Annotated in this window: 2 protein-coding genes and 1 pseudogene; all 3 read left to right on the forward strand. The window is 73.1% G+C overall.

Translation table 11 applies throughout. From position 1 onward, the window contains the following. Nucleotides 1-101, forward strand: a pseudogene (locus ACH5AR_RS33825) (IS5/IS1182 family transposase); the annotation flags it as partial. Between the two features lie 223 nt (nucleotides 102-324). Then, the gene (locus ACH5AR_RS33830; RefSeq protein WP_396305356.1) at nucleotides 325-1,068 is read left to right on the forward strand and encodes an SOS response-associated peptidase; all 744 of its coding nucleotides are present in this window, start codon (nucleotides 325-327) and stop codon (nucleotides 1,066-1,068) included. A gap of 20 nt (nucleotides 1,069-1,088) precedes the next feature. Next, on the forward strand, nucleotides 1,089-1,442 hold the full coding sequence (locus ACH5AR_RS33835; RefSeq protein ID WP_396305357.1) for a nuclear transport factor 2 family protein: 354 nt from the start codon (nucleotides 1,089-1,091) through the stop codon (nucleotides 1,440-1,442). The last annotated feature ends 91 nt before the right edge of the window (nucleotides 1,443-1,533 follow it).

Raw genomic sequence — 1,533 nt, forward strand, 5'->3', positions numbered from 1 at the left:
ACCGGTTGAAACAGTGGCGCGGCCTGGCGACCCGCTACGACAAGACCCGCGAGTCCTACCAGGCCGCCGTCACCATCGCCTCAATCCTGCTCTGGCTCTGACCTTTGAAGACGATCCCTAGGGCGTGTCTGACAATTCGCGTCGGACCAGGGCGCCGCGCACCCGGCGAGAATTGTCAGACACGCCCTTAGGGCTCCTCCGCCACCGCCGGGCCGGCGCCGGGCGGGCCCCGACCCGCTGCTGACCCCGGGTTGCTGCCCCGCCCCGGGGCGGGCGCGCACCGCGCTGCCCGGCGTTGTCGGTGCGGCGTGGCAGGCTGGGGGCATGTGCGGCCGCTTCGTCTCCACCACCACGCCCCAGGACCTCGTCTCGCTGCTCGGCGAGCTGCGGTGGGACCCTGCGGAGACGGTCGCCCCGAGCTGGAACGTCGCCCCGACCGATCCCGTCCCGGCCGTCCTGGAGCGGCTCGACCGGCAGACCGGGGAACTGCTGCGCCAGCTGCGGCCGCTGCGCTGGGGCCTGGTCCCGTCCTGGGCCAAGGACGCGTCCGGCGGCGCCCGCCTGATCAACGCCCGCGCGGAGACCGTCGACACCAGGCCCGCCTTCCGCAAGGCCTTCACCGCCCGCCGCTGCGTGGTCCCCGCCGACGGCTACTTCGAGTGGCGCGAGGTCCCCGCCGCCGCCGACCGCAAGGCGTACAAGCAGCCGTACTTCCTCAGCACCGGCACCGTGATGCTGATGGCCGGGCTCTACGAGTTCTGGCGCGACCGCGCCCGCCCCGAGGACGACCCGCTCGCCTGGCTGGCCACCGCCACCGTCATCACCACCGACGCCACCGACTCCGCCGGCCGCGTCCACGACCGGATGCCGCTCACCGTCGCCCCCGACGACCTCGCCACCTGGCTCTCCCCCACCCACACCGACCCCGCCGAACTCCACCACCTGCTGCGCCGCCCCGCCGACGGCGCCCTGCGCGTGCGCGCCGTCCCCACCACCGTCAACAGCGTCCGCAACAACGGCCCCCAGCTGCTCGACCCGGCTCCGGACCCGCTGGGGCTGGCGGACTGACACCGCACCAGGGAGACCGCATGACCAGCACCCCCGCCGAGGTCGTCGAGGCGGCGTTCCGCTGCTACCGGCGGCAGGACCGCGAGGCGGCCCTGCCGCTGTACGCCGAGGACTTCACGTTCACCAGCCCCCGGGACGACCGGATCGACCGGGCGGCGTTCTTCGAGCGCTGCTTCCCCACCGCCGACCGCTTCACGGAGCAGCGGCTGCTCCGGGTGACGCCCGCCGACGGGGGACTCGTCTTCGTCTACTACGAGTACGAGCTCGCCACCGGCGGCCGCTACCGCAACGTCGAGGCGGTCACCGTCCGGGACGGGCTGATCCGCGAGGTCCTGGTCTTCTTCGGCGGCGAGGTGCGCCCGGCGGCCGTCTGAGAAAGTGTTGGGTTAACAGATGACTACTGGTTGTTGAGGTCGTCGGCGAGGCGGCGGGCTGCTTCGGTCTCGATGGGGCCGTGCGGTTCGA

Origin of the sequence: Kitasatospora sp. NPDC018619, assembly GCF_044391605.1 — a bacterium.
In the GTDB taxonomy this organism is placed as follows: Bacteria; Actinomycetota; Actinomycetes; order Streptomycetales; family Streptomycetaceae; genus Kitasatospora.

Bases quoted from the DNA above. Each gene is read 5' to 3' on its own strand.
- ACH5AR_RS33830 (WP_396305356.1), top strand. From the start codon at position 325: ATGTGCGGCCGCTTCGTCTCCACCACCACGCCCCAGGACCTCGTCTCG.
- ACH5AR_RS33835 (WP_396305357.1), top strand. From the start codon at position 1,089: ATGACCAGCACCCCCGCCGAGGTCGTCGAGGCGGCGTTCCGCTGCTAC.